Raw genomic sequence first — 19,462 nt, forward strand, 5'->3', positions numbered from 1 at the left:
CCGAGACCCGGGTTGGTCACCGCCGAGACCCGGGGTCTGGAGCGCGACAAGCCCGAGGCTCGGACGCGACAAACCCGGGTCTCGGCGACTCAGGAGCCGGTGCCGTAGACGGGCTCGGGCTTCGGCGCCGCGGCGATCAGCTCCACGAGCGCGGGGCCGACCTTCTCGGCGTCCCAGCGGCCGTCGGCGGTCGCGGCGGGGCCGTGGGACCAGGCGTTCTCGACGGTCATCGTCGAGCCGTCGACCTCGATGACCCGACCGGTGACGTCGCCGGCCTCCTCGGAGGCGAGCCACGCGACGATCGGCGAGTTGTCCTCGGGCAGCGCCATCGCGGAGGTGTCGAACGCGCCCTCCGTCATGCGGGTCTTCGCCACAGGCGCGATCGCGTTGACGGTCACGCCGATGCGGCCGAGCTCGGCGGCGGCCACCAGGGTCATGGTCGCGATCCCGCCCTTGGCGGCTGAGTAGACGACCTGGCCGATCGATCCCTGCAGGCCGGCGCCCGAGGTCGTGTTGATGACGCGGGCGACCCGCTGGCGGCCCTCCTTCGCCTCCGCCCGCCAGTACGCCGCCGCGCGCCGCAGCGGGGCGAAGTGGCCCTTGAGGTGCACCCGCACGACGGCGTCGAACTCGTCCTCCGTGGCGTTGACGAGCATCCGGTCGCGCACGAAGCCGGCGTTGTTGACGAGGATGTCGAGGCCCCCGAAGGCGTCGATCGCCTGCTGCACCATCGCCGCCGCCTGCTCGAAGTCGGCGACGTCGGCACCGTTGACGACGGCCTCGCCGCCCATCGCCTCGATCTCGGCGACGACCTCGTGCGCCGGGGAGTCGGTCTTCTCGCCGTTGTTCGACACGCCGTAGTCGTTGACGACGACCTTGGCGCCGTGCCGGGCGAGCTCGAGCGCGTGCGCCCGGCCGATGCCGCGGCCCGCTCCGGTGACGATCGCGACGCGACCTTCCAGCAACCTGCTCACTGGTGCTCCTTCTGTGCTGCGTTCTGGGCGATGTGGAGGAAGACGGGCTGCTCGCCGCCGCCGTGGCAGGCGACGCGAGCCCCGGAGACGTACGACGCCAGGTCGCTGGCCAGGAACGCCACCACCTGACCGATCTCGACGACGTCGGCCATCCGGCCGACCGGGATGGTGGCCTCGATCGCGGCAACGGTCGCGTCGCCGCCGTAGTGGTCGGCGGTGTCGGCGGTCCGCACCAGACCGACGTCGACCGCGTTCACGCGCACCCGCGGCCCCCACTCCTGCGCGAGCGAGGTGGTCAACGAGTCGACACCGGCCTTCGCAGCGCCGTACGACGCGGTCCCGGGTGAGGGCCGGACACCCGAGACCGAGGAGATGTTGACGATGGCGCCGCCGGCGGGCTGCTGCTGCATGACCCGGTTCGCAGCCTGGCTGACGAACAGCGTCGACATCAGGTTGAGACCGACGATCTTGTCGTGGAAGCGGGCGGAGGACTCCGCCGCGAGCGCGTACGGCGCTCCCCCGGCGTTGTTCACCACGACGTCGAGATGTCCGTGCGCGGCCACGATCCCGTCCACCAGCGCGGCGACGGACTCGGCCTCGCGGACGTCGCACCGCCGGTGCTCGGCACCCTCGGGCGGCGTCGCCTCGGATCGGCCGCAGGTCACGACCGTGGCGCCGGCGGCGAGCAGGACCTCGCTGATCCCACGCCCGATCCCGCGAGCTCCCCCGGTGACCAGGGCGACGCGGCCGGTGAGGTCGATGCTGAGTGGCATGTCACCACCCTACCAAGCAAATGCTTGGTAGGGTGGCTTCGACAAGGTCAACCAACGGAGGTCACGTGATCACAAGCGAGCTGCGGCCCGACGGGATCCGCGTCGTCACCATGGACGCTCCCCCGGTCAACGCGCTGACCGTGCAGGGCTGGTTCGACGTGGCCGCCGCCCTCGACGAGGCGAGTGCCGACCTGGCCACCAAGGTCGTGGTGCTCCGCGCCGAGGGCAAGGGCTTCAACGCGGGCGTCGACATCAAGGAGATGCAGAACACGACCGGATTCGACGCCCTGCTCGGCGCCAACAAGGGCTGCTACGCGGCGTTCAAGGCGGTCTACGAGTGCAGCGTCCCCGTGGTCGCCGCGGTCAACGGGTTCTGCGTGGGTGGCGGGGTGGGCCTGGTCGGCAACGCGGACATCGTGGTCGCGAGCGAGGACGCCTTCTTCGGCGTACCGGAGGTCAACCAGGGTGCCCTCGGCGCCGCGACCCACATGGCGCGCCTGGTGCCGCAGCACATGATGCGCACCCTCTACTTCACCGCGCGGACGATCCCGGCAACCGACCTCGTGCAGTTCGGCTCGGTGCTCGAGGTGGTGCCGAAGGAGGAGCTGCTCGACGCCGCCCTGAAGGTCGCCGGCGAGATCGCCGCCAAGAACACGTTGGTCATCCGCGCCGCCAAGGAGGCGCTCAACGGGATCGACCCCATCGACGTCAACAAGTCCTACCGCTGGGAGCAGGGGTTCACCTTCGAGCTGAACCTGATGGGCGTGTCCGACGAGCTCCGTGACGACTTCGCGGGCACCGACAAGGGAGCAAAGAAGTGACGAAACCCCGCGACAAGCGGATCACGATCGACGAGGTCGTGGCCACGCTCGAGGACGGCATGACCATCGGCATCGGCGGCTGGGGCCCGCGGCGCAAGCCGATGGCGCTGGTGCGCGCGATCCTCCGGTCGGACCTGAAGGACCTCACCATCGTCAGCTGGGGTGGCGCCGACGTCGGCCTGCTGGCCCGCGCGGGCAAGATCCGCAAGCTGGTCTACGCCTTCGTCTCGCTGGACTCGATCCCGCTCGAGCCGAGCTTCCAGAAGGCTCGCCAGGAGAAGTCGATCCCCGAGGTGGTCGAGCTCGACGAGGGCATGTTCCAGACCGGCCTGTACGCCGCCGCGCAGCGACTGCCGTTCCTGCCGATGCGCGCGGGCCTGGGCTCGGACGTGCTGGTCAACAACCCCTGGATCAGGACCGTGACCAGCCCGTACGCCGACGAGGACGGCGCGTTCGAGGAGCTCACCGCCGTCCCGGCGCTCAAGCTCGACGTGGCGCTGGTGCACATGAACCGTGCCGACGCCCACGGCAACGCCACCTACCTCGGGCCCGACCCGTACTTCGACGACCTGTTCGTCCAGGCGGCCGACCGCGCCTACGTGAGCTGCGAGCAGGTCGTCGACACCGCAGGCCTGACCGTGGACGCGCCGGTCCAGCGACTGCTGATCAGCCGGATGGACGTCACCGGCGTCGTCGAGACCCCGAACGGCGCCCACTTCACCACCTGCACACCCGACTACGAGCGCGACGAGCCCTTCCAGAAGGCGTACGCCGCCGCGGCCTCCGGCTCCGACGAGGACTGGGCCTCGTTCTCGGCACGGTTCCTCGAGGGCGACGAGGACGCCTACCAGGCCGCGGTCGCGGCCTTCGCCGAGGAGGCGGCCCAGTGAGTGTCTCGACAAGCTCGACAACCGGCGTGGAGCGCGCCGACGTCTGCGCCGCCGCCATCGCCGACGCGTTCAAGGACGACGGCGAGATCTTCGCCAGTCCGATGGGCATGCTGCCGATGCTCGGGGTGCGGCTCGCGAGGCTCACGAGCAACCCCGACCTCGTCATCTCCGACGGTGAGTCGCTCTTCCTCGGCGGCGTGCCACCGCTGTTCGCGAAGGCGGACGTGGTCGAGGGGTGGATCCCGTTCCGCCGTGTGTTCGACGTCGTCGCCCACGGCAAGCGGCACGTGATGATGGGCGCCACCCAGGTCGACCGCGACGGCAACCAGAACATCTCCGCCATCGGCGACTTCGCCCAGCCGAAGCGGCAGCTGCTCGGCAGTCGGGGCGCTCCCGGCAACACAGTCAACAACCGCACGTCGTACTGGGTGCCGAAGCACAGCACCCGTGTCTTCGTGGAGCAGGTCGACATCGTCACCGGCGTCGGCCCGAAGCGAGCGAAGGCTGCCGGGCCCGGCGCCAGCAGGTACAACGACATCCACCGGATCGTCAGCAACCTCGGGGTCTTCGACGTCAAGGGTGCCGACGACACCGTGCGCCTGCTCTCGGTCCACCCCGGGGTGACGGTCGACGAGATCGTCGAGAACACCGGCTTCACGCTGGAGGTCCCCGCCGGCGTCCCCACCACCCGCGAGCCGAGCGTCGCCGAGCTGACGATCATCAACGAGGTGCTGGACCCGAAGGGCCTGCGCTTCCGGGACGTGCCCCGTGATTGAGCAGCTTCTGCGAACACCCTTCACCGAGCTGACGGGCGTTCGCCACCCGATCGTCCAGACCGGTATGGGCTGGGTCTCCGGACCGCGGCTGGTCTCCGGCACCGCCAACGCCGGCGGCCTGGGCATCCTGGCCTCGGCCACGATGACCTTCGCCGAGCTGGAGAAGGCGATCATCGAGGTCACGAGCCGCACCGACGAGCCGTTCGGGGTCAACCTGCGGGCCGACGCGGGCGACGCCAAGGACCGCTGCCGGCTGCTCATCGACCACGGCGTGAAGGTCGCCTCGTTCGCGCTCGCGCCGAAGCCCGACCTCATCGCGATGCTCAAGGAGCACGACATCGTCGTGATGCCGTCGATCGGCGCGGCCAAGCACGCGGTGAAGGTCGCGAGCTGGGGCGCGGACGCGGTGATGGTCCAGGGCGGCGAGGGCGGCGGCCACACCGGCCCGGTGCCCACCACGCTGCTGCTGCCGACCGTGCTCGACGCGGTCGACATCCCCGTCATCGCCGCGGGCGGCTTCTTCGACGGCCGCGGCCTCGCGGCCGCGCTCGCGTACGGCGCAGCCGGGGTCGGCATGGGCACCCGGTTCCTGCTGACTCAGGACTCCGCCGTCCCGGACGCCGTCAAGCAGCTCTACCTGTCGAAGAGCCTCACCGACACCGTCGTCACCGCCAAGGTCGACGGCATGCCCCACCGGATGCTGCGCACCGACCTCGTCGAGGAGCTCGAGGAGACCAGCGCCGTACGCCGGATGGGCCCGACGCTGCGCCGCACGCTGGCGTTCAAGCGCGAGTCCGGGATGAGCTGGACGCAGCTCGCCAGGGACGGCCGCGAGATGAAGAAGCAGCAGGGCCGCACCCTGGCCCAGATGACCCTGGCCGCGAACACGCCGATGATGCTGAAGGCCGGCCTGGTGGACGGCGACACCGACGCCGGAGTCCTCGCCTCGGGGCAGGTCGTCGGTGTCATCGACGACCTGCCCACCTGCGAGGAGCTCATCGACCGGGTGGTGCGCCGCGCGGCCGTGGAGCTCGGCCGCGCGGCGGCGTACCGCCACTAGTGGTTCTTGCCACCGCCCGAGGTGGTCATGGCCGGGCAGCCCGCCGGGTGGTGCAGCTGGATGTTGCCGTAGGCGATCGGGTTGCCGTTGTAGCCACCGGTGAACGACAGGGTGTCGTTGGTGCCCGGCTCCCCGTTGTCGGCGGCATTGGCGACGAGCGCGCCGTTGTCGTAGGTGATCTGCCGCGACGTCGGCCCGGTGGCCGTGTAGGCGCTCACCGTGGAGCCCTGGATGTGCTGGCCGGTGCCGTGGTCGACGGCGTTGAAGTGCCCCATCAGACCGGGGTTCTTCATCCCGCCCACGAAGCCGAAGCTGACGCCCGCGCCGGTGCTGGAGCGGAGCTGGCCACCGCCGGTCATGAAGTCCTTCACCGGGCACTGGCCGCCACCCGTGGTGCTGGTCGCGCAGGTGATGCCGGCCTCGGCGTGGGAGACCACGATGTCCGCGCTGGCCACGGTGCTCAGCAGGCTGAGCGGGCCGTTCACGGTGATGTGCAGGGCGTTCACGACCAGCCGTCCGCCGACCATCATCTGCTCGTTGAGGACGATCTTCACGACACCGTTGAGCAGGTTGATGGTGGTGTTCGGGGCCGGGTTGGCCGCGATCGCCACGGGCAGGCCGAGCAGGGTCACGGCCACGTTGGCGAGGCTCGCGTGGCCGGCGAAGACCGGGGTCGTCCCGGTCGTCGGGCAGCTCGCCGTCGACTGCGCCTGGATGACTCCGGCACTGATGGTGAGCAGCCCGTCCACGCCCCCGGTCAGGCCGACGGTCTCGGCGTTGGCGTCGGTCGTCAGGCCGGACCCCACGACGAGCGCGTCGACGACGTCGGCGTCGAGCGCGACGCCGGACAGCGCCACGTTGGCGGTCAGGAGGGCACGCTCCACCTCGCCGCCGGTGCTCGGCAGCTCACCGGTGTCGGACACGACCACCGGCCCCACCTTGACCAGGTCGGCGAGGGCGGTCGCCGCGGCGGACAGTCCGTAGGCGTGCCCGGAGTACGCCGTGGCGATCGTGGTCGTCGTACCGCCGGTCGGCCCACCGGGTGGCTTGGCCACCGCGGTGGTGGGCAGCGCGAGTGCCGCGGCGAGGCTGAACGCGATCAGCGTGGGCATGCGGAAGATGGGGATGCGGTGCGACATCGGGAAGCCTCTCGTCGTTGGGAGCCGTGCGCCCGAGTCGCCCCTCCATTGAAGCGGCGCCGTTCTCGACCCCGCCATCCGGCGAAATCGCGGGTCGAGCGTCCATCGGTATAGACCTGTGACGTAGGTCCGACCACGCTCCGTGGTTGGGGGCGACGCAGCCGTTGTCGATACCCTGGCCCCATGGATGCGAAGACGACCTCGGGCAGCTCGACGGCGCCGCGGCGTCGGCACCTGATGGACCCGAACGCACCCCGCGTCCAGCGCGACCCCGAGGCCGTGAAGCGGCTCGAGAAGGTGCAGCGCCGGGTCGTGTCCGTGCTCGCGATGACCACCATCGCGCACCTGACGGCGGGCATGATCCTGGCTGCCGTGCTCGACGCCGACCACGCCGCCGTCGGCGTGCAGATCGGCCTCGTCGTCATCGGCGTCCTGTTCTGGAACGTCGGCGTCGCCGCGGTCCTCGGCATCAACAAGCGCCCGTTGACGTCCTGGTGGCACCTCACCGCTGTGCTGCCGCTGGCCGTCGGCCTCTGGCTCGTCCTGCGCTAATCCCGATCCCGTTCCTGCCGATGGGCAGGGCATGGCGTACGACGGGATCGACGACCTGCTGGATGTCCTGCAACCGGTGACCGTGCGCGTCCAGCGCACCAGCGGCGTGGTCGTGGTGGCACCGACGCGGGTCCTCGACTTCGAGCGGCGGGCGGACGCGGCCGTGGTGATCGTCGCGTGCCCGGCCGACGTCGACGCCTCCGAGCACCACTTCGAGGCCGAGCTGTCCTGGACCCACCCGCTGGGCCGGGTGAGCTGCCCGGTGGCCACCCGGCCCGGTCGTCGTCCGTACGGAGCCGTCTGGGTGCTCTCGCCGCGCGGGCCTGCCCGCCGGGTCCAGGAGCGCCGTCACTTCCGGGTGCGGATGTCCGTGCCGCTGCGGCTGAGCTGGGACGACGTGCACAGCGAGGCGTTCACGGTCGATGTGAGCGAGGGCGGCGTGCTGGCCCTGCTGCGCGACGATCCCCCGGCAGTCGGCAGCGTCGTGGACACGACGCTGGCGGTCGACGGCGCGGAGCTGACCGGCCCCGGCACCGTCGTACGCCACGTGCCCTATCCGGGCGGCGTCGGCATCGGGGTGATGTTCCCCGAGGCCAACGCCAACGCCGACACGCTGCGGCGCGCCGCCTTCGACGCCGAGCGCAGGCAGGTCAACCGAGGCGCTCGATGATGGTCACGTTCGCCTGGCCGCCGCCCTCGCACATCGTCTGCAGCCCGTAGCGGCCACCGGTGCGCTCCAGCTCGTCGAGCAGGGTCGTCATCAGGCGGGCGCCGGTCGCGCCGATCGGGTGACCGAGGGCGATGCCGCCGCCGTTGACGTTGACCTTCTCGTGCGGCGCGCCGGTCTCCTTCATCCAGGCGAGCACGACCGACGCGAACGCCTCGTTGCACTCGAACAGGTCGATGTCGTCGATCGCCATGCCGGCCTGGGCCAGCGCGTGCTTCGTCGCCTCGATCGGCCCGGTGAGCATCCAGACCGGGTCGTCGCCGCGCACCGAGAGGTGGTGGATCCGGGCACGCGGTGTCAGCCCGTGGTCCTTGACCGCCCGCTCGGACGCGACGAGCAGGGCCGCCGAGCCGTCGCAGATCTGGGAGGCCACACCCGCGGTGATCCGGCCGCCGGGCGCGAGCGGCTGCAGCGCCGCCATCAACTCCTGCGAGGTCTCGCGCGGGCACTGGTCGGTGTCGAAGACGGTCCCGTCGGCGAGCGTGTACGGCGCGATCTGGCCGGTGAACCGGCCCTCCGCGATCGCCGTACGGGCCCGCTCGTGGGAGGCGAGTGCGAACGCCTCCATCTCCTCGCGGCTGATGTCCCACTTCTCGGCGATCATCTCGGCCGACCGGAACTGGCTGACCTCCTGGTCGCCGTACCGCTTCGCCCAGCCAGGGGACTCGGCGAACGGCGTGGAGAAGCCGTACTGCTGACCGACGATCATCGCGGCGGAGATCGGGATGGCGCTCATGTTCTGCACCCCACCGGCGACCACGAGGTCCTGGGTGCCGGACATGACGCCCTGGGCCGCGAAGTGCACGGCCTGCTGCGAGGAGCCGCACTGGCGGTCGATCGTCACGCCCGGGACGTGGTCGGGCAGGCCCGCGACCAGCCAGGCGGTGCGGGCGACGTCGCCGGCCTGCGAGCCGATCGTGTCGCAGCAGCCCAGGATCACGTCGTCGACGGCGCCGGGGTCGATACCGGTGCGGTCGACGAGCGCGCTCAGCGTGTGGGCGGCGAGGTCGGCGGAGTGGACGTCGGCGAGGGCTCCCCCGCGCTTGCCGACCGCGGTGCGGACGGCGTCGATGATGTACGCAGTGGTCATTGGGAGATCCCGTCGAGGAGGATGCGGACGTACTGGTCGGCGACCTCGGTGTGGGTCAGGCCGCCGCCGGGGCGGTACCACCGGACGGCGACCCACACGGTGTCGCGGATGAAGCGGTAGGTCAGCGTGATGTCGAGGTCCTGGCGCAGCACCCCGGAGGCCACGCCCTCCTCGAGCAGGGTCACCCACACCTGGCGGGACTGCGCGTTGCGGTCCGCCAGGTAGCCGAAGCCCTCGAGCCGGCCCAGGTGGTCGGCGTCGTTCTGGAAGATCGCGACCTCGGCCGGGTGGTTCTCGATGGCCTCGAAGGAGACCCGGAAGGCGCGCTCCAGCTTGGTGCGCGCGTCGTCGTCGCTGGCCAGGATCTCGTCGTACTGACCGAAGAGCTGCTCCTGGAAGTCCCGCAGCAGCTCGTCGACCATCGACTCCTTGGAGGGGAAGTGGTGGTAGAGGCTGCCGGACAGGATGCCGGCGGCGTCGGCGATGTCGCGGACGGTCGTGTTCTTGAAGCCCTTGGACGCGAACTGCTCCCCCGCGATCCGCAGGAGCTCCTCGCGGCGGTTAGGCGTGCTGGCTGCTGGCACTGATCACCTCTCCGGTCAGGTACGACGAGTAGTCGCTCGCGAGGAACACCATCACGTTGGCGACCTCCCACGGCGCGGCGGCGCGCCCGAACGCCTCCCGCTGCTTGAGCTCGACGAGCAGCTCGGGCGAGGTGACCTTCTCCAGGAACGGGTGCATGGCCAGGCTCGGGGACACGGCGTTCACGCGGATGCCGTGCGGGGCCAGGTCCAGCGCCGAGCAGCGGGTCAGCGCCATCACGCCCGCCTTCGCGGCGGCGTAGTGGGCCTGGCCCTCCTGGGCACGCCAGCCGATGACCGAGGCGTTGTTGACGATGACGCCCTTCTTGCCCGCCGCCACGAACCGCCGGCCGGCCGCACGGGTGCAGCGCATCGTGCCGGTGAGGGTGATGTCGATGACCCGGTTCCAGGTCTCGTCGGTGACGTCGAGGATGTCGTCGGTGCCACCGAGGCCGGCGTTGTTGATCATGACGTCGACGCCGCCGAACTCCTCGGCCGCGTCGAGGAGCGCCTGGACGTCGGCCTCCTGGGTCACGTTGCAGACCAGCTGGCGGACCCTCTCCTTGCCGAACTCCGCGGCCAGGGCCTCCTCGGCCTCGGCGAGCCGCCGCGCGTGGGTGTCGGAGAAGACGACGGCCTTCGCGCCCTCCTCCAGGGCACGTCGTACGACGGCAGCGCCGATGCCGGCCCCGGCGGCGGCCGTCACGACGACGACCTTGCCGGCCAGCAGGTCGTGACCAGGGACGTAGTCGGGCGTGGGCTGCTCGGGGCGGGTGACCGTCATGCGCGGGCCTCTCGGGGTAGGCCGAGCACGCGCTCGGCGAGGATGTTCTTCTGCACCTCGTCGCTGCCGCCGTAGATGGTGTCGGCGCGGGAGAAGAGGAAGAGGCGCTGGTGGGCGTCCAGGTCGTAGCCCGGCCCGGCGAGCAGGCCCTCGCGGCCGGCTACGTCCATGGCGACCTCGCCGAGCCGGCGGTGCCAGTTGGCCCAGGCCAGCTTGAAGATGGAGCCGGCGCCGCCACCGGCCGCCGAGTCCTGGCCGCCCTCGACGGTGCTCAGGGCACGCAGCGCGAACGCACGGATCGCGGTCAGCTCGGCCTTGAGGTTCGCGAGCCGGTCCCGGACGACGGGGTCGTCGATGGTGCCGTTGGCCCGGGCACGCTCCACGACGCTGTGCAGCTCGCGGGCGAAGCCGACGGTCTGGCCGAGCGTCGAGACACCGCGCTCGAAGCCGAGCAGGCCCATGGCCACGCCCCAGCCGGAGCCGGGCTCGCCGACGACCAGGTCGCCCGTCGTACGGGCCCCGGTGAAGAAGACCTCGTTGAACTCCGAGCCGGAGGTGAGCTGCTCGATCGGGCGGATCTCGACGCCGTCCTGGCGCAACGGGACGAGCAGGAAGGACAGGCCGTGGTGGCGCTGCGAGCCGGGCTCGCTGCGCGCCACGACGAAGCACCAGTCGGCCACGTGGGCCATCGAGGTCCACACCTTCTGGCCGTCGAGGACCCAGTCGCCGGTCGCCTCGTCGCGCCGGGCACGGGTCTGGACGTTGGCAAGGTCGGAGCCGGCGTTGGGCTCGGAGTAGCCCTGGGCCCAGAGCTCCTCGACCGCGACGATCTTCGGGAGGAAGCGCTGCTGCTGGGCCTCGGTGCCGAACGCGATCAGGGTCGGGCCGAGCAGCTGCTCCCCGAGGTGGTTGACCCCCGCGGGCGCGTCGGCGCGGGCGTACTCCTCGTGGAAGATCACCTGCTGCCACAGCGACAGCCCCCGCCCACCGTGCTCCTCGGGCCACCCGACGGCGGTCCAGCCGTGCTGCGCGAGGTGCCGGTTCCAGGCGAGCCGCTCGTCGTGCGCCTCGTGCTCGCGCCCCGGCCCCCCGAGGCCCTTGAGCGCACCCCACTCACCGGCGAGGTTGTCGGCGAGCCAGGACCGCACCTCGTCACGGAAGGCGCGGTCGGTGGGGCTCTCGGTCAGGTCCACGAGGCCACCCTACCAAGCATTTGCTTGGTGATCAGTCGGAACCAGGTCTCGTCCGCCGACCCGTCACGACCAGGTCGGACTCCGGCACCTCGTGGCCGGACGCGCAGCAGAGCGCCACGTGGACCGGCGCGCCGCAGTCGGCGTGCGTGAGGGCCAGGCGGCTCCGGTCGTCCGGGAGGTAGGTGCGACCCCACTCGAGCAGCCCGATCAGCACCGGCGCGAGGGCCGTGCCGGACTCCGTGAGGACGTACTCGTGCCGCGTGCGCTGTCCCGGCTCGCGGTAGGGCTGCTTCTCCAGCACCCCCGCGGCGACCAGCTCGCGCAGCCGCTGGGACGCGACCGCCTCGGTCACGCCGACGCGGCGGACGAGCTGGTCGAAACGGTTCGCCCCGTAGAACACCTCGCGCAGCAGCAGCATCGCCGTGCGGTTGCCGAGCAGCCCCATGGCCCGGTCGATGGGGCACGCCTCTCCCAGCGGTACGTCGCCCCGCTCGGCCAGCCGCCCACCCATCCGCATGCTCATGGCCGCGATCTTATCGACATCTGGCTTGTCATTTCCATAGCCAGAGTCGTACGGTCTGGCTATGTCCACCCGAAGCCAGACCCGACTCGGTCTCGTCACCGCCCTCCTCACCGGCGCGACCTTCCTCGCGGGGCTCGACCTGTTCATCGTCAACGTCGCCTTCGACGACATCGGCCGCGACTTCGCCGCCCACGACTCGGCTCCGACCCTCGGCCAGCTCAGCTGGGTCCTCAACGGGTACGCCGTGGTCTTCGCCGCCCTGCTCATCCCGATGGGCCGGCTCACCGACCGCTACGGGCGCAAGGCGGGATTCGTCGCCGGCATCGCGGTCTTCGCGCTGGCGAGCCTGGCCTGCGGCCTGGCCGAGAACGTGTGGGCGCTGGTCGCGTTCCGGGTGCTCCAGGCCGTCGGCGCCGCCGCGATGACGCCTTCCAGCCTCGGCCTCCTGCTCGGCGCCCTGCCGCCGGAGCGTCGCGCCGCCGGAGCCCGGATCTGGGCGCTCGCCAGCGCGGTCGCCGCCGCGCTGGGCCCGGCCGCCGGCGGGAGCCTGGTGCAGATCTCCTGGCACTGGGCGTTCTGGATCAACGTCCCGATCGGCGCCGCCCTGGCGCTGGCCGCCATCCGCTTCGTGCCGGACGTGCGCCACAACGACGGTGCCCCGCGGCCCGACCTGCTCGGCGCCACCCTGGTCGCGGGCAGCATCGCGGCCCTCATCCTCGGCATCGTCCAGGGCAACGACTGGGGCTGGACCTCGGCCGCCGTCCTGGGGTCGTTCGCCGCCTCGGCCGCCCTTCTCGCGGGGTTCGTCCTCGTCAGCGCCCGGCACACCGCACCGGTCATCGACCCGGCGCTGCTCCGGGTACGGCAGGTCCGCTGGGCCAACCTCGCCGCGCTCGCCTACAACACCGCGTTCGGCTCCTCGCTGCTGCTCGGCATCCTGTGGATGCAGCACGCCTGGGACTACTCGGCGCTGCGCACGGGTTTCGCCGTGGCCGCCGGCCCGCTGATGGTGCCGCCGACCTCGATCCTGGCCGCGCGTCTGCTCCCCCGGGTCCGCCCCGGCCGGCTCATCGCCGCCGGCAGCCTCCTGCTCGGCATCTCGGCCCTGTGGCAGGCGGCCGTCATCTCGGCCACGCCGGCGTACGCCACGACCTACCTCCCCGGCTGGCTACTCGGCGGCATCGGCGTCGGCCTCGCGATGCCGAACCTGGTCGCCGCCGCGACCGCGGGGCTGCCTCCCGAGCAGGCCTCGACCGGCAGCGGCATCGCCAGCATGGCCCGCCAGGTCGGCATGGCGCTCGGCGTCAGCATCCTGATCGGGATCCTCGGCACGGGCGCTGTCGGGCTCGACGACGTGCGCAACGGCTGGCTCTTCATCGCCCTCGCCTCCGGCGTCTCGGTCCTCGCCGCCCTGACCATCGAGGGGGTCCGCGCTCCGGTGCCGGAGGAGCCCGTGCCCGAGCTCGCCGGCTGATCCTCCGCCTCGCCGACACCCTACCAAGCAAATGCTTGGTAGGGTGTCGGCATGGACACGATCCCGGCCCTGCTCCGGCACGCGGCAGCGACGTACGGCGACAAGCCGGCGTACGTCGAGGACGACCGCACCGTCTCCTACGCAGAGCTGCTCGACCTGGTCGAGGAGACCAGCTGGAAGTACGTCGACGCCGGGGCCTGCTGCGGCGACAAGATCGTGGTCTGGGGTCCGAACAGCATCGACTGGGTGGTCGCGGCGCTCGCCGTCACCTATGCGGGCAACGTGCTGATCCCGGTGAACTCGCGCTACCTCGGCACCGAGGTCGCCGACATCATCGAGCGCACCGACGCAGCGCTGGTCGTGGTCCACGACGGCTTCCTGGGACGCGACCAGGTCGGCGAGCTGATCGCCGCCGGCGTCGAGGACCGCCGCATCACCCGGCTGTCCGACCTGGTGGGGCCTGCGGCCGACCCGAGCGAGGGCGGGGGCCACGGCGACGTCTCTCCCGACGACGTGGCCGACATCCTCTTCACCTCCGGCACCACCGGCAAGCCCAAGGGCGCGATGAGCGCGCACCGGCAGTCGATCGGCGTCGCGCGGGCCTGGGCCGAGCTGGGCGGGGTGACCGCGGACGACCGCTACCTGGTCGTCAACCCGTTCTTCCACTCCTTCGGCTACAAGATCGGCATCCTGGTCGGCCTGCTGACCGGCGCCACCCTCTACCCCGTCGCTGCCTTCGACGTCGACGAGACGATGCGGCTGATCCAGGACGAGCGGATCACCCTGCTCCCCGGCGCGCCCACGATCTACCAGTCGATCCTGGCCTCCCCGAACCGCGACAGCTACGACCTGAGCTCGCTGCGGCTCGCCGTCACCGGCGCGGCGAGCGTGCCGGTCGTGCTCATCGAGCGGATGCGCGACGAGCTGCGGATCGAGCACGTCGTCACCGCCTTCGGGATGACCGAGGCCGTCGTGGTCACGATGTGCCGCGCCGACGACTCCGCCGAGACCGTCGCGACCACCAACGGACGCGCCATCCCCGGCATGGAGCTGCGCATCGCCGAGAACGGCGAGCTGCTGGTGCGCGGCGAGTTCGTGATGCTGGGCTACCTCGACGACCCCCAGGCCACGGCCGAGGCGATCGATGCCGACGGCTGGCTGCACACCGGCGACATCGGGGTCCTCGACGAGGGCGGCAACCTGCGGATCACCGACCGGCTCAAGGACATGTACATCTCCGGCGGCTTCAACGTGTACCCCGCCGAGGTCGAGCAGGCACTGCTGCGGATGGACGGCATCACCGACGTGGCCGTCGTCGGCGTACCGGACGAGCGGATGGGCGAGGTCGGCAAGGCGTACGTCGTCGGGTCGGCCGCCGAGGCCGACGTCATCGCCTTCGCCAAGGAGCGACTGGCCAACTTCAAGGTGCCGCGGTACGTCGAGCACCTCGACGCGTTGCCGAGGAACCTGTCCGGCAAGGTCCTGAAAGGTGAGCTGAGGGGTTTCGATACGGGGCCTCGTCCCTCGGCCGCTACTCAACCACCGAAGGAGCGTTCCTGATGGATCTCGAGCTGTCCCCGTCCGAGCTGGCGTTCCGGGACGAGGCCCGGGCCTGGTTGGCGGCCAACGTCCCGGCCGAGCCGCTGCCGTCCCTCGACACCGCGGAGGGCTTCGAGCTGCACCGCGCGTGGGAGGCGAAGCTGTCCGCTGCCCGGTGGTCGGTCGTCTCGTGGCCCGAGGAGTACCACGGCCGGGGCGCGTCCCTGGTCGAGTGGGTCGTCTTCGAGGAGGAGTACTACCGCGCCGGCGCGCCGCTGCGGGTCGGCCAGAACGGCATTTTCCTGCTCTCACCGATCATCTTCGAGCACGGGACGAAGGACCAGCAGGACCGGCTCCTGCCGTCGATGGCGACCGGTGAGGTCGTCTGGGCGCAGTGCTGGAGCGAGCCCGAGGCGGGCTCCGACCTGGCCTCGCTCACGTCGACGGCGCGGCGGGCCGACGGCGGCTGGGTGCTCAACGGCCAGAAGATCTGGTGCTCCCGCGCGGCTCTCGCCCACTGGGGCTTCGGCCTGTTCCGCAGCGATCCCGAGGCCCAGAAGCACGCCGGGCTCACCTACTTCCTGTTCCCCCTCGACGCTCCCGGCATCACGGTGCGACCCATCGCGCAGCTCGACGGCGAGGCCGGCTTCGCCGAGATCTTCTTCGACGACGTCTTCGTCCCGGACGCCGACGTGCTCGGTGCCCCCGGCGACGGCTGGCGGGTCGCCATGAGCACCGCCGGCAACGAGCGCGGCCTCTCGCTGCGCTCCCCCGGCCGCTTCACTGCCGCCGCCGACCGCCTCCTCGACCTGTACGCCGCCGCGCCCGACCCGCGCCGCGCCGACGCGGTCGTCGACGCCTGGACCCGCGCCGAGGCCTACCGGCTCTACACCTGGGGCACGGTCTCGAAGCTGAAGGACGGTGGCGACATCGGCGCCGCCGGCTCGGTCAACAAGGTGTGGTGGAGCGAGCTCGACGTCGCCCTGCACGAGACCGCGCTCGACCTGCTCGGTCCCGAGGCCGAGCTCGACTCGCGCTGGCTCGACGGCTACACGTTCTCGCTGTCCGGCCCGATCTACGCGGGCACCAACGAGATCCAGCGCAACATCATCGCCGAGCGCATCCTCGGCCTTCCTCGCGAACCCAAGGGAGCCCAGAAGTGAGGTTCGAGCTCACCACCGACCAGCGCGACTTCGCCGCCTCCCTCGAGTCGCTGCTCGCCTCGTCCGACACCGTCGGCGCCGCGCGCGCCTGGGCCGAGGGGGACCACGCCCCGGGCCTGAAGCTGTGGGACCGGCTCGCCGAGCAGGGCGTCACCATGCTCGCCACCGAGGCATCGCCGGTCGAGGTCTGCATCGCGTTCGAGGCGCTCGGCCGGCACGCCGTGCCCGGGCCGTGGGTCGAGTCGGCGGCGTACCTCCCGATCGCACTCGGTCACGAGGTCGAGAGCATCGCCACCGTCGCGCTCCCCCCGGTCGTCCCGTACGCCCTGGACGCCGACATCGCCGACGCGTACGTCGGCACCACCCCCGCGACCCGCACCGGTGACCTCCTGGTGTCGGTCGACCGGACCCGCCGCCTGTACGCCGTCGAGGGCGCCGGCACCGTCGACGACGCGGCCTTCGACCTGGCCGTGCTGGCGACGGCCGCCCAGCTGCTCGGTGCCGGCGAGCGGGTGCTCGCGGACTCCGTCAGCTACGTCAAGCAGCGCAAGCAGTTCGGCCGGGAGATCGGGTCCTACCAGGCCATCAAGCACAAGCTGGCCGACGTCCGGATCGCGCTCGACTTCGCCCGTCCGTTGATCCACGGCGCCGCCCTGGACCCGAGCCCGCGCGCGGTGTCGGCGGCGAAGGTGGCGGCCGGCGACGCGGCGTACCTCGCCTCCCGGCACGGCCTGCAGGTGCACGGCGCCATCGGCTACACCCAGGAGCTCGACCTGAGCGTCTGGATCACCAAGATCCGCGCACTCGTGACCGCCTGGGGCACGCCGGCGTTCCACCGCGAGCGCATCCTCTCGTCCCTGCTGGCGGAGCGCCGCTGATGGACTTCGCCCTCAGCCCCGAGCAGGCCGAGCTCGCCGGCACCGTGCGGTCGGTCCTCGCCAAGCAGGCCGACCCGGACGTCGCATGGTCGACGCTGTGCGAGCAGGTCGGCGTGCCGGCGCTCGCCATCCCGGACGAGTACGACGGCGTCGGCGCCACCTTCTTCGAGACCGCCGTGGTCCTCGAGGAGCTCGGCCGGGCCATCGCGCCCACACCGCTGCTCGCGTCGGCCGTGGCCTCCGAGGCGCTGCTCGCGGGCGGCTCGGCGGAGGCGAAGGCGCGGCTGCTCCCCCGGATCGCCGCCGGCGAGGTCGCGACCCTGGTGACCGGCGACGGACCGGTCCTGGACGCCGACCGGGCCTCGATCCTGCTCGCGGTCGACGGCGACCACCTGGTCGAGCTCACCGGCGCCGCCACCACGTGGGTCGAGTCGATGGACCAGACCATCCGGCTCGCGACCGTGGACCGCGGCACCGCCACGACCACCCCGATCGGCGACGCCACTGCCGCTCTCGCCCGCGCCGAGCTGGTGGGCGCGGCGGCGTCGGCCGGGCTGGCCGCGGGTCTGTGCCGGCGTGCTCTGGACATGACGGTCGCGTACAGCAAGGAGCGCGTGCAGTTCGGTCGGCCGATCGGCTCCTTCCAGGCGCTCAAGCACCGGATGGCCGACATGCTGGCGCGCACCGAGCTCGCTCGCTCGGTGACCTGGTCGGCGGCGTACGCCCTCGCCGAGGGCGCCGACGATGCCGCCGAGCAGGTGCACGCCGCGGCGTCGTACGCCCTCGACGGCGCCCAGCACCTCGCCGGGGAGTGCATCCAGCTGCACGGCGGCATCGCGATCACCTGGGAGCACGACGCCCACCTGGTGTTCAAGCGGGCGCACGCGCTGGGACAGCTCTTCAGCGCCGCGCACGTCCACCGGGCGGCCCTCGCCCTCTGATCCCCGGGACCTTGTCAACATTTTTGCCACAAGGGGTGCGCGGACGGTCACATTCCTTGATGATGGAGCGCATGCACGAAGAACATGCCGCCCTGCTCCATGACCTGGACCCGGCGACGCTCGGCGCGCGCGTGCGCGCCGCACGCGTGGCGCGGGGGCTCACCCAGAGCCAGCTCGGCGGCGACGGTGTCTCGACCGGCTACGTCTCCCGGATCGAGAGCGGCGAGCGCCGCCCGACCCTTGCCGTGCTCACCACCCTCGCGCAGCGCCTGGACACCACCGTCGACCACCTGCTCCGCGGCATCTCGGGCAGCGCGTACGACGAGTTGCGGCTCGCGCTCGACTACGCCGAGCTCGCCCTCGAGAACGGTGAGGCCGTCGACGCGGAGAGCCAGGCGCGCTCCGCGCTCGAGCGCGCCCGGGCAGCCGGGCAGGACGCCCTCGCGCTGCGAGCGGAGTCCCTCGTCGCCCGCGGCCTGGAGAACCAGGGCCGGCTCAACGAGGCCATCGAGATCTGGGAGCGCGCGATCGAGCGCGCTGCCGGACCGGACCTGATCGCGGCCGGCATCGCGCTGTCCCGCTGCTACCGGGAGTCCGGCGACCTGGCGCTGGCCATCGAGGTGGGCGAGCGGATCGAGGCGACGATCACGACGAGCGGGCTCGACGGCACCGACGACGCGGTGCGGCTGGCGATGACGATCGCCGCGGCCCTCTACGAGCGCGGAGACCTGAACCAGGCCGCCCGCCGCTGCAACCGCGCGATCGAGACTGCGGAGCGGCTCGACTCGCCCGCTGCCCGCAGCGCCGCCTACTGGGAGGCCAGCATCGTCCAGGCTCGTCGAGGCGATGTCGCCGCTGCCAGCCAGCTCGCCGGGCGCGCCCTTGCGCTACTCGCCGAGGGCAACGACCGGCGCAACCTCGCCCGGCTGAGGATCCAGGTGACCCGCCTCATGCTGCGCACCGACGAGCCGGACCCCAACCTCATCCTGAGTCAGGCCCAGACGGCGCGGGCCGAGCTCACCACGACGAGTGCGAGCGCTGCCGACGTGACGATGAACGACCTCACCCTCGCCCAGGCACACCTGCAGGCGGGAGACGCGGAGCTGGCGGCCGAGATCGCCGAGCGCGCACTCGCCACCTGTCCGCCGGACGCGATGCTGGCCCAGATCGAGGGGTGGGTCACCCTCGGTCGCGCCCGCTCGGCGCAGGGAGACACCGACGCGGCTCTGCTGAGCTATCACCGCGGCGTCGCGGCGCTCGAGGCCATGGGTGCAAGCAGGGCCGCGGCTCAGCTCTGGTTCGACCTCGCCGGCCTCCTCGAGGACGCCGACGACCACACGACCGCGCGCTTCGCCTATCGCCAGGCGGCCGAGGCGACCGGGCTCCAGCGACAGCTGCGAACGACAGGTGTTCCCGTCGGCTGAGCCCTCGGCTCAGCAGCAGTGAACCTCGTTCGCAGAGATCGCACCGGCGTCGCCGGGAGCGGCGAGAACTGCGCCGGACGTGGCGACGACGGTGAGCAGGGCGGCGATGGCGAGCTTGATGTTCTTCATGGTGGTGTGTCCCTTCCCCAAGAACGCGGTA

At 71.7% G+C, this 19,462-nt stretch carries 20 protein-coding genes; 12 read left to right on the forward strand and 8 right to left on the reverse strand.

The annotated features are described in order from the left end of the window. Positions 1–89: 89 nt before the first annotated feature. Entirely contained in the window at positions 90–974 is an 885-nt protein-coding gene (locus ACYVAQ_RS11050) for an SDR family oxidoreductase (RefSeq protein ID WP_460789313.1), read from the reverse strand. After that, positions 971–1,747 carry an SDR family oxidoreductase gene (locus ACYVAQ_RS11055; RefSeq protein ID WP_460789314.1) on the reverse strand — a complete coding sequence of 259 codons (777 nt, stop codon included), beginning with the start codon at positions 1,745–1,747 and terminating at the stop codon, positions 971–973. Before ACYVAQ_RS11055 ends, ACYVAQ_RS11050 begins: the two co-directional genes overlap by 4 nt. A 65-nt stretch (positions 1,748–1,812) precedes the next feature. Between ACYVAQ_RS11055 and ACYVAQ_RS11060 the strand changes: the two genes are divergently transcribed. From ACYVAQ_RS11060 to ACYVAQ_RS11075, 4 genes are read left to right on the forward strand one after another with little or no spacing between them, the layout of a single operon-like run. Beyond that, positions 1,813–2,568, forward strand: coding sequence for an enoyl-CoA hydratase family protein (locus ACYVAQ_RS11060; RefSeq protein ID WP_460789316.1), 756 nt, complete (start codon positions 1,813–1,815; stop codon positions 2,566–2,568). Continuing rightward, positions 2,565–3,458, forward strand: a complete 894-nt coding sequence (locus ACYVAQ_RS11065) for a CoA transferase subunit A (RefSeq protein WP_460789319.1) — start codon at positions 2,565–2,567, stop codon at positions 3,456–3,458. The genes ACYVAQ_RS11060 and ACYVAQ_RS11065 overlap by 4 nt, the downstream gene beginning before the upstream one ends. Then, complete coding sequence (locus tag ACYVAQ_RS11070; RefSeq protein ID WP_460789322.1) at positions 3,455–4,234, forward strand: CoA-transferase subunit beta; 780 nt, start codon at positions 3,455–3,457, stop codon at positions 4,232–4,234. The genes ACYVAQ_RS11065 and ACYVAQ_RS11070 overlap by 4 nt, the downstream gene beginning before the upstream one ends. Further along, the gene (locus ACYVAQ_RS11075; RefSeq protein WP_460789324.1) at positions 4,227–5,294 is read left to right on the forward strand and encodes an NAD(P)H-dependent flavin oxidoreductase; all 1,068 of its coding nucleotides are present in this window, start codon (positions 4,227–4,229) and stop codon (positions 5,292–5,294) included. Before ACYVAQ_RS11070 ends, ACYVAQ_RS11075 begins: the two co-directional genes overlap by 8 nt. Here the strand turns inward: ACYVAQ_RS11075 and ACYVAQ_RS11080 are convergent. Then, positions 5,291–6,433, reverse strand: coding sequence for a choice-of-anchor P family protein (locus ACYVAQ_RS11080; protein ID WP_460789327.1), 1,143 nt, complete (start codon positions 6,431–6,433; stop codon positions 5,291–5,293). The two genes, ACYVAQ_RS11075 and ACYVAQ_RS11080, sit on opposite strands and share 4 nt — an antisense overlap. Before the next feature lie 183 nt (positions 6,434–6,616). On the opposite strand from ACYVAQ_RS11080, the gene ACYVAQ_RS11085 reads away from it, so the two are divergent. Both ACYVAQ_RS11085 and ACYVAQ_RS11090 read left to right on the forward strand, forming a co-directional pair. Beyond that, positions 6,617–6,985: a hypothetical protein gene (locus ACYVAQ_RS11085; RefSeq protein ID WP_460789330.1), complete on the forward strand. Its 369-nt coding sequence runs from the start codon at positions 6,617–6,619 to the stop codon at positions 6,983–6,985. A 31-nt stretch (positions 6,986–7,016) separates the two neighbouring features. Beyond that, on the forward strand, positions 7,017–7,655 hold the full coding sequence (locus ACYVAQ_RS11090) for a PilZ domain-containing protein (RefSeq protein WP_460789333.1): 639 nt from the start codon (positions 7,017–7,019) through the stop codon (positions 7,653–7,655). Here the strand turns inward: ACYVAQ_RS11090 and ACYVAQ_RS11095 are convergent. Genes ACYVAQ_RS11095 through ACYVAQ_RS11115 form a run of 5 tightly spaced genes read right to left on the reverse strand, consistent with a single transcriptional unit; the run spans position 7,636 to position 11,883 of the window. Continuing rightward, positions 7,636–8,802, reverse strand: a complete 1,167-nt coding sequence (locus tag ACYVAQ_RS11095; RefSeq protein ID WP_460789336.1) for an acetyl-CoA C-acetyltransferase — start codon at positions 8,800–8,802, stop codon at positions 7,636–7,638. The two genes, ACYVAQ_RS11090 and ACYVAQ_RS11095, sit on opposite strands and share 20 nt — an antisense overlap. After that, a complete protein-coding gene (locus ACYVAQ_RS11100) occupies positions 8,799–9,386 on the reverse strand; it encodes a TetR/AcrR family transcriptional regulator (protein ID WP_460789339.1) in 588 nt (195 codons plus the stop codon). Before ACYVAQ_RS11100 ends, ACYVAQ_RS11095 begins: the two co-directional genes overlap by 4 nt. Then, the gene (locus ACYVAQ_RS11105) at positions 9,364–10,167 is read right to left on the reverse strand and encodes an SDR family oxidoreductase (protein WP_460789341.1); all 804 of its coding nucleotides are present in this window, start codon (positions 10,165–10,167) and stop codon (positions 9,364–9,366) included. Before ACYVAQ_RS11105 ends, ACYVAQ_RS11100 begins: the two co-directional genes overlap by 23 nt. Further along, positions 10,164–11,360 (reverse strand): acyl-CoA dehydrogenase family protein, encoded by a 1,197-nt coding sequence (locus tag ACYVAQ_RS11110; RefSeq protein ID WP_460789344.1) that lies wholly within the window; start codon positions 11,358–11,360, stop codon positions 10,164–10,166. Before ACYVAQ_RS11110 ends, ACYVAQ_RS11105 begins: the two co-directional genes overlap by 4 nt. A 31-nt stretch (positions 11,361–11,391) precedes the next feature. Further along, complete coding sequence (locus ACYVAQ_RS11115; RefSeq protein ID WP_460789346.1) at positions 11,392–11,883, reverse strand: winged helix-turn-helix transcriptional regulator; 492 nt, start codon at positions 11,881–11,883, stop codon at positions 11,392–11,394. A gap of 61 nt (positions 11,884–11,944) precedes the next feature. On the opposite strand from ACYVAQ_RS11115, the gene ACYVAQ_RS11120 reads away from it, so the two are divergent. The 6 genes from ACYVAQ_RS11120 (at position 11,945) to ACYVAQ_RS11145 (ending at position 19,302) form a co-directional block, all read left to right on the forward strand. Further along, a complete protein-coding gene (locus ACYVAQ_RS11120; RefSeq protein ID WP_460789349.1) occupies positions 11,945–13,357 on the forward strand; it encodes an MFS transporter in 1,413 nt (470 codons plus the stop codon). A 51-nt stretch (positions 13,358–13,408) separates the two neighbouring features. Continuing rightward, positions 13,409–14,917 (forward strand): FadD3 family acyl-CoA ligase, encoded by a 1,509-nt coding sequence (locus tag ACYVAQ_RS11125; RefSeq protein WP_460789351.1) that lies wholly within the window; start codon positions 13,409–13,411, stop codon positions 14,915–14,917. Beyond that, positions 14,917–16,059: an acyl-CoA dehydrogenase family protein gene (locus tag ACYVAQ_RS11130; RefSeq protein ID WP_460789354.1), complete on the forward strand. Its 1,143-nt coding sequence runs from the start codon at positions 14,917–14,919 to the stop codon at positions 16,057–16,059. The genes ACYVAQ_RS11125 and ACYVAQ_RS11130 overlap by 1 nt, the downstream gene beginning before the upstream one ends. Further along, positions 16,056–16,937: an acyl-CoA dehydrogenase family protein gene (locus tag ACYVAQ_RS11135; RefSeq protein ID WP_460789357.1), complete on the forward strand. Its 882-nt coding sequence runs from the start codon at positions 16,056–16,058 to the stop codon at positions 16,935–16,937. Before ACYVAQ_RS11130 ends, ACYVAQ_RS11135 begins: the two co-directional genes overlap by 4 nt. Beyond that, positions 16,937–17,878 (forward strand): acyl-CoA dehydrogenase family protein, encoded by a 942-nt coding sequence (locus tag ACYVAQ_RS11140; RefSeq protein WP_460789360.1) that lies wholly within the window; start codon positions 16,937–16,939, stop codon positions 17,876–17,878. Before ACYVAQ_RS11135 ends, ACYVAQ_RS11140 begins: the two co-directional genes overlap by 1 nt. A 71-nt stretch (positions 17,879–17,949) precedes the next feature. Beyond that, a complete protein-coding gene (locus ACYVAQ_RS11145; protein WP_460789362.1) occupies positions 17,950–19,302 on the forward strand; it encodes a helix-turn-helix domain-containing protein in 1,353 nt (450 codons plus the stop codon). Positions 19,303–19,462 lie beyond the last annotated feature (160 nt).

It is taken from the genome of Nocardioides maradonensis (genome assembly GCF_054777115.1).